At 67.9% G+C, this 7,561-nt stretch carries 5 protein-coding genes; 4 read left to right on the top strand and 1 reads right to left on the bottom strand.

Going from position 1 to position 7,561, the window contains the following annotated elements; all coding sequences use genetic code 11:
* The first annotated feature begins 123 nt into the window (after positions 1-123).
* Both modB and VFG33_RS04725 read left to right on the top strand, forming a co-directional pair.
* Positions 124-882 (top strand): molybdate ABC transporter permease subunit, encoded by a 759-nt coding sequence (gene modB, locus VFG33_RS04730; RefSeq protein ID WP_325022761.1) that lies wholly within the window; start codon positions 124-126, stop codon positions 880-882.
* On the top strand, positions 879-1,943 hold the full coding sequence (locus VFG33_RS04725) for a sulfate/molybdate ABC transporter ATP-binding protein (protein ID WP_325022759.1): 1,065 nt from the start codon (positions 879-881) through the stop codon (positions 1,941-1,943). The genes modB and VFG33_RS04725 overlap by 4 nt, the downstream gene beginning before the upstream one ends.
* Before the next feature lie 28 nt (positions 1,944-1,971).
* Here the strand turns inward: VFG33_RS04725 and VFG33_RS04720 are convergent, their stop codons facing one another.
* Complete coding sequence (locus tag VFG33_RS04720) at positions 1,972-2,517, bottom strand: AAA family ATPase (protein ID WP_325022757.1); 546 nt, start codon at positions 2,515-2,517, stop codon at positions 1,972-1,974.
* Positions 2,518-3,776: 1,259 nt separating this feature from the next.
* Between VFG33_RS04720 and VFG33_RS04715 the strand changes: the two genes are divergently transcribed.
* Positions 3,777-4,733 carry a catalase family protein gene (locus VFG33_RS04715; protein ID WP_325022755.1) on the top strand — a complete coding sequence of 319 codons (957 nt, stop codon included), beginning with the start codon at positions 3,777-3,779 and terminating at the stop codon, positions 4,731-4,733.
* A 271-nt stretch (positions 4,734-5,004) separates the two neighbouring features.
* A partial coding sequence (lanKC, locus tag VFG33_RS04710; RefSeq protein WP_325022753.1) for a class III lanthionine synthetase LanKC occupies positions 5,005-7,561 on the top strand: 2,557 nt, incomplete at its 3' end.

Raw genomic sequence — 7,561 nt, 5'->3', positions numbered from 1 at the left:
GCCACCATCTACCCGACCCCGGCCTGACAGCGCGGGGTTCAGACCGGACCGTGTGAGACTTTGGCGTTTGTGAGAGCGGGGCGGAGGAGGCAGCGGATCGGGGGGCGCCTGCCTCTGGTCCTTGTGCTTCCTGCGCTACTCGGGCTCGCCTTCCTGCTCGTCCCGCTGATCGGGCTGCTCGCCGAGGCGCCCTGGTCGACGTTGCCGTCGCGGTTGTTCAGCGCGGACGTCGGCCAGGCGCTGCGGTTGTCCTTGCTCTGCGCAACTTCCGCGACCGTCCTCTGCTTGTTCCTGGGGATCCCCCTGGCGTGGCTGCTGGCTCGCGCCGAACTCCCTGGCCGCGGTCTGATCCGCGCCCTCGTGACGGTTCCGCTGGTCCTCCCGCCGGTGGTGGGTGGAGTCGCCTTGCTGCTGGTTCTCGGTCGCCGCGGACTCGTTGGTGAGCGTCTCGACCTGTGGTTCGGGTTCTCGTTGCCTTTCACCACGGCCGGAGTCATCGTCGCGGAGGCGTTCGTGGCGATGCCGTTCCTGGTGATCTCCGTGGAAGGCGCGCTGCGGGCCGCGGATCCACGGTACGAGGAGGCTGCCGCCACACTTGGAGCCGGCCGCTGGCTGACGTTTCGCCGGGTCACGCTGCCGTCGATCGCGCCGGGCATCGTGGCAGGCGCAGTACTGTGCTGGGCCCGGGCTCTCGGCGAGTTCGGTGCCACCATCACGTTTGCGGGCAACCTGCCAGGCCGGACGACGACGATGCCGTTGGCTGTCTATCTCGCGTTGGAGACTGACCCTGACGTTGCCGTAGTACTGAGCATCGTGCTGTTGCTGGTATCCGTGGTGGTCCTCGCCTGCCTGCGGGAACGCTGGATCAGTGGTCTGCGATGACCCTGTACGCCGACCTGCGCGTGACCCGGCCCTCCTTCGAACTCGAGCTCGACCTGACCGTCGAGCCGGGCGAGGTGGTCGCGCTGCTCGGGCCCAACGGCGCCGGCAAGACCACAGCGCTCCGTGCGATCGCGGGCCTGCTGCCGATCACCGCCGGCCAGATCCGGCTGGACGACGAGGTCTGGGACGAGCCGCCGAGGACCTTCCGCTCGGCCGATCGCCGGCCCATCGGGGTGGTCTTCCAGGACTACCTGCTGTTCGACCACATGAGCGCGCTCGAGAACGTGGCGTTCGGCCCGCGCGCCCGCGGCGTGGACAAGCGAACGGCCCGCGCCGAGGCCGCGAGGTGGCTCGACACGGTCGGCCTGGCCGACCACGCCCGCAGCCGACCGCGCGCCTTGTCCGGCGGCCAGGCCCAACGCGTGGCCCTCGTCCGCGCCCTCGCGACGTCCCCGGACCTCTTGCTGCTGGACGAACCGTTGGCCGCCCTGGACGCCGGTACGACGCTGCACGTGCGAGCCGAACTCGGCCAGCATCTCTCCCGGTACCACGGCCGCACGCTCCTGGTCACCCACGATCCGCTGGACGCGATGGTCCTCGCGGACCGCCTAGTGATCGTCGAACACGGCCGCGTGGTCCAGGAAGGCGCACCGACCGACATCGCCCGCCGACCCCGCACCGACTACGTCGCCCAACTGGTCGGCCTGAACCTTTACCGCGGAGTCGCCGACGGCACGATCGTCACCCTCGACACCGGCGGCTCCCTGACGATCGCGGCACCGACGGCGGGTGCCGTATACGTCGCCTTCCCACCTTCAGCCGTCAGCCTCTACCCCGAACCCCCGGTCGGCACTCCCCGCAACACCTGGCCAATGCTCGTCACCGGCATCGAACAACACGCCCACACCGTCCGGATCCGCCTGGCCCCCCACAACACTCCCGCCCCCGCAACCCTCCTCGCCGACATCACCACAGCAGCAGTCGCCGACCTCCACCTAGCCCCCGGCCAACTCCTCCACGCCACCCTCAAAGCCACCGAAGTCCAGACCTACCCCACCTAACCAAGCCCGCCCGTACTACGGGTCGCGGTCAGCGCCAACTGGCTCGGCTGACGATCTCCTCCGCGATCTCGGCCCTCGGCCGGTCGTCATTGAGCACTGTGAAGTCTTCGATATCCGCGGCGGCCTGCTCACCGTTGCGCTCCGCCAACTCGCTTTCAAGCTCTCTCAGGTGCCTCACCAGGGTTTCGCCGGTGTCTCTGCCACGGAGGCGGGTACGGATCGTCTCCGGCGGTGCGACCAGCCGGACCAGTTGGACTTCGCAGCCGACGAGGCAGCCGGTAAAGGCCTCGCGGAGCTGCACGGTCTCGATCCCGGCGGAGACGACGATGAAATTGGCACCGGCCGCCTGGAAGTTCATCCACAGTGCCGCCAAATTCGCGCACTTCAAGCTGTCGTGGAGCCCGATCCGCCCTCCACGCTCCCCATCAGGCGGCGCCGGCCCGAACTGCGCCAGCGCGTCGGTGTCCACCACAGCCGTCACCAGCCCAGCCGAACTAAGCAACCGCCCCACGGCATCACCCATCGTCGACTTACCGACCCCACTAACTCCACTCAGTAGCAGACCCCGATACATCAACCCTCCGTACGTGTAGACCGGCAGCCTAGACAACCCAGGCCGGCAGGCGAGCACGTCGCGCCAGCACGTCGGCGACACGTCCGCCGCTGCACTGGGACTGTGGTTGCGCCGGTGCGTAGACGGACTGTGGTTGCGCCGGTGCGTAGACGGACTGTGGTTGCGCGGTCTCCGCTGCGTGAGTGTGCTAGCCGAGGTGGTGGGTATCAAGGGCGCTTCGCGGCCCTTCGGGCTCGAACAAGTTCGACCCTTGACACCCACCACCTCGGCCAGGGAAGGACGCAGCTACGCGGATCCCGCTCAGACGTGTGAGCAGCATCAGGGGATTCCGTCCGCCCGGGTGGTCCCGGGGTTGAGGAGTGCTGCATTAGGGGATTCCGTCCGCCCGGGTGATCCCGGCGCAGAGGTTCGTGCTGCTGCCCGTGGTTCGGTCAGCGGAGTAAGCGGCAGCGGGCGAACAACCCGCTATCGGTCGAACAGCCCGGTACCGGGTGGTCCGGGCGGTGCGGGTGGAGGCCGCTGCCGGGTTCTGGGACCGATACCGGTCTAGAGGGCGCTATCGGTCGAACAACCCGTTACCGGCCGACCCGGCGGGCAGCCCAATGCCGGGGTTCGGGGCCGATGCCGGGCTGCTGGGCGCTATCGGCCGAACAAGGCGCTACTGGCCGGATCGGCGCACCGGTCGTTCCGCCTGGTGGTGCGCCCGGACCGCATGGTGGTGCCGGCGAGGTCGGGGTAGCCGTTTTGGGGGTCGGGTTGCGTCGAAGAGGCAGGTTACCTACTGGCGTGGTGCTTACCCCACTGTTCGAGCAGTGGGCTACGCCCCGTTCGAGGGGTAAGCGCCGGAGTCGACGAATCCGGCGCCGTGGCCCGGCGAACCGCCCGGGCGGCGGGCCTCACGGGATCGCAGTCTGTCCCCGCCCTGACAAATCCCCCTGAATTGTTGCCGTATTTCTCAGCGGCTCCGGGCGTAGCTGCGTCCTTCCCTGGTCGCGGTGAGGTGTGTCAAGGGTCGAACTTGTTCGAGCCCGAAGGGCCGCGAAGCGCCCTTGATACAGCTCACCACGACTAGCAAACTCACGCAGCCCGGCGACGCGAACCACCCACACCTACCGACCGACGAACGACGGCACCTCTGCGCCCACGAACCACCCTCCCGGCCGAACCACCCGCGCGGAGTACAAGTTGCCTGGTGCAACGATCGTGGGGGGCGGATACTGGGAGGGTCCGCGGGACCGCAGCAGGGGATCGGAGATGTCGTGGCTGAGCCGAGTGTCGAGTGGCGTGAAGTGGTCTTGCCGGGTGAGCATGAGCGCCACGAGCAGCAGGCGGCCTTGTTCGTCGAGGTGCAGAAGGATAAGTCGGCGAAGTACGGCAACGGGCGGGCTCTGCATCGCAAACAGGTGGCAGCTCTGCGCGCGACCCTGGATGTGCCGGCCGAGCTCCCCGAGCATGCGAAGCAGGGGATCTTCGCGATCCCCAACCGGTACGACGTGTGGATCCGCCTGTCGAACGGCGGCTTCAACCGCGCCGCGGACGCAGTACCGGATATTCGTGGTTTCTCGCTCAAGGTGCTCGGTGTCACCGGTACTGCGGCGCTCGGGGGCGAGGCTGTCTCGCAGGACTTCGCGCTGATCAACCGCGAACGGTTCAGCTCTCCGACCAGCGTGGACTTCACCAAGATCGTCACCACTGGCGCCAAGCCGCCCGGGCAGATCCTGCTCCAGGTGCTCAAGAACCCCGGTCTGATCCGGCAGCTCAAGATGGTCCAGACGGCACTCAAGAACCCGTTCAGCGGGTTCGCCACCCAACACTTCTTCAGCGCGGCCCCGATCGCTTTCGGCCCGTACGCCGCCCGGGTGAAGCTGGTCGCCGCGTCGAGCGAGGTGAATCCCAGCGCGAGTGACGACTGGGCCGCCGACATCTACGGGCGGCTGAGCGGCAACCCGCTCGGGTTCGACCTCCAGATGCAGTTCTTCACCGACGAGCAGCGCACCCCGATCGAGGACGCGTCGGCGGCGTGGGACTCGCCGTTCCTGACGGTCGCGCGGCTGACGATTCCGCGACAGAAGTCCGACCCGGCCTTCGACATCGAGGTCGAGCAGGCCCGCTTCGATCCCTGGAACGCGCTGACCGAGCACCGGCCGCTGGGCGAGGTGATGCGTGCCCGCAAGGTCGCCTACTTCGCCAGCCAGCAGCAACGCGGCGCGAACTGACGATCGGGCCGGACGGCAGCTGACCCGACAGGAAAGCTCGGTACGATCAAATCCAGGTAAAGTTACGGGCTGTTACCTGGATGCCACTCATTGGCATCATGTAACAGAGACTTCACCGCTCAAAGTGATCGCGATGTAACAAAGAGTGGTTACTTACTCATTCGTACGATGTGGATTCTTCACGGGGTAGTCGTGACGTCATGCACTACGCCAGCCCTCCCCTCGTTGCCCAAGATGTGCCGGGGCACCGATGAGAGGGGGATGAATCGCCATGGAAAGTTACGAGCTGTACTGCCTCGCCGACCGGCGGTTCTACGAAACCCCGACCAACCGCGGCGCCGAGCATCCTGACTTCGCTCTCTGCGGCCGTGGGGTGCCGGACGGCTGGGAGCACGTCGCCGGCGAGATGTGGATGCACTACGCGCCGGCCGGCCTGAAGCTGCCGGCCCAGGGCTGGAAGATCCACGTCTCCTCCGGCCTCGAGGACGCCGAGCGCACGCTGGCCGCGGTGTGGGACTACTGCGTCCCCCGCGGTATCGCGTTCAAGTTCCTGCGCAACGAGCCCGTCATGCTGATGGTCAACTCGAAGTCCGCCCAGCGCGGTTCGAGCGGCAAACTGGTGACGATCTACCCGACCGACGAGTCCCAGCTGGAGCTCGTGCTCAAGGAGCTCGACGACCTCCTGCACGACGTCCGCGGTCCGTACATCCTGAGCGACCTCCGGTACGCCGAGGGTCCGCTCTTCGTCCGGTACGGCGCGTTCGTCAGCCGGTACTGCCTCAACGACAGCGGCGAACGGGTGCTCGCACTCGCCGACGACCAGGGCCGACTGGTCCCGGACCACCGCGGCCCGACGTTCTCGACGCCGCCCTGGGTGAGCCTGCCGTCGTTCCTCGGCCCGCACCTGGAAGCACGCAACTCGGTCACCACCAACGAGATGGCGTACACGATCGAGGGCGTCATCCAGTTCTCCAACGGCGGCGGCGTGTACGTCGGCCACCACAACGAGACCGGCGACCGGGTGGTGCTCAAGGAGGGTCGGCCGCTGGCCGGCCTCGACCTGGGCGGCCGGGACGCGGTCGCCCGGATCGGCCACGAGCGGGACATCCTGCAGCGCCTCGAGGGACTCACCGTGGTCCCGAAGGTGCACGACTACTTCACCCTCGGCGAGCACCACTTCCTGGTCGAGGAGTTCGTCGACGCGAACCCCCTCCAGCGCGAGCTGGTACGGCGGTATCCGCTCACCCACCCGGAGGCCACCGAGGCCGAGTTGGCGGAGTACGCCGAGTGGGCCGCGCGGATGGTGTCCGACGTGCAGAGCGCGGTCAAGGAACTGCACGGACGCGGAGTGGTCTTCTGCGACCTGCACCCGGACAACGTCTTGCTGAGCACTGATGGCCGGATGGTGCTGATCGACTTCGAGGTGGCCACGCTGGCCGAGGAGCAGGCGCGATCGGCGCTCGCACACCCTGCCTACGCGGCCCCCGGTGATCGGCAGGGTCCGGACGTGGACCTCTACGCCCTGGCCTGCATCACGCTCGGACTGTTCGCGCCGCAGACGACCATGCTGCTGCAGCTCCATCCAGGGAAGGCATTCCAGCTCGCCGACATGGTGGCCGAGACCTTCCCGGTGCCCAGGGCAACCATCGACGAGGCGGTCCGGGTGATCGTCGGTCCCGACGTCACCAGTGATCCCGAGATGGAGTCGCTGGCCCTGCCGGGTCGCGCCGAATGGATCGAAGTACGGGCTGCGCTGACCAAGGCGATCGTGGCCAGTGCGACACCCGAGCGGGACGACCGGCTGTTCCCGGGTGATATCGCTCAGTTCCAGCCCGGCGGTGGGACCAACCTCGCCACCGGTGCCGCAGGAGTGCTCTACGCCTTGGCGAAGACTGACGCCGGCCGCTTCCCGGAGTACGAGGAATGGCTCCGCAAGCAGGCACTCACCACGAACACTGGCCCCGGCCTGTACGACGGCCTCCACGGAGTCGCACACGTCCTGGACGAGCTCGGGTACCGCCAGGACGCGCTGGACGTGATCGAGCGGACGCTGGCCGACGACTACGACTCCCGCGAGCTCGGACTGCACTCCGGCTTGGCCGGCATGGGGCTCAACCTGCTGCACTTCACGGGCGAACCGAGCCTGCAGACCAAGGCGATCCGCCTGATCGACCTGATCGCGGACCGGCTCGGGGACGTCGAAGACGTCGCGGAGCTGAGCGGATCGGGGCATCCCCGGGCAGGCCTGATGTACGGGTCGTCCGGACCGGCCCTGCTCTTCGTGGACGCGTTCGAGAAGACCGGCGACACGGGGCTGCTCGACCTCGCGGAGATCGCGCTGCGGCAGGATCTGCGGCGGTGCGTCACGACGCCCGACGGCTCGCTGCAGGTGAACCAGGGCTGGCGGACCTTGCCTTATCTGGAAGAGGGTTCGGCCGGTATCGCCCTCGTCCTGGCCCGGTATCTCCAGCATCGTCCCGACCCCGAGCTGGCCGCCACGCTGGAGTCCCTGCAGCGCGTCACTCGATGCTCGTACTTCGTCCAGCCCAGCCTCCTGATGGGTCGCGCCGGGCTCCTCCTGGCCGCCGCAGGTCTCGGCCAGAGTTGTGACGACCTGGTTCGCGGACTCGGCTGGCACGCGATGCCGTTCGAGGGCGGCCTCGCCTTCCCCGGAAACCAGTTGCTCCGTCTCTCGATGGACCTGGCGACCGGATCGGCCGGCGTCCTGCTGGCCCTGGGAACCGCGCTGCACGAGCGGCCGGTGTCCCTCCCGTTCCTCGGACCTCCCCAGTGGTCCGAGTCTCCATCCCTACGATTTGCACCTAAGG

It is taken from the genome of Kribbella sp. (assembly GCF_035687465.1).
Lineage (GTDB): Bacteria > Actinomycetota > Actinomycetes > Propionibacteriales > Kribbellaceae > Kribbella.
Note: the sequence above shows the minus strand (reverse complement) of the source record. Positions and strands in the feature narration are given on the sequence as shown.

What these genes read in the sequence shown, in the direction of transcription:
- VFG33_RS04720 (WP_325022757.1), bottom strand. Translation starts at nt 2,517, where the DNA reads ATGTATCGGGGTCTGCTACTGAGTGGAGTTAGTGGGGTCGGTAAGTCG.
- VFG33_RS04725 (WP_325022759.1), top strand. Translation starts at nt 879, where the DNA reads ATGACCCTGTACGCCGACCTGCGCGTGACCCGGCCCTCCTTCGAACTC.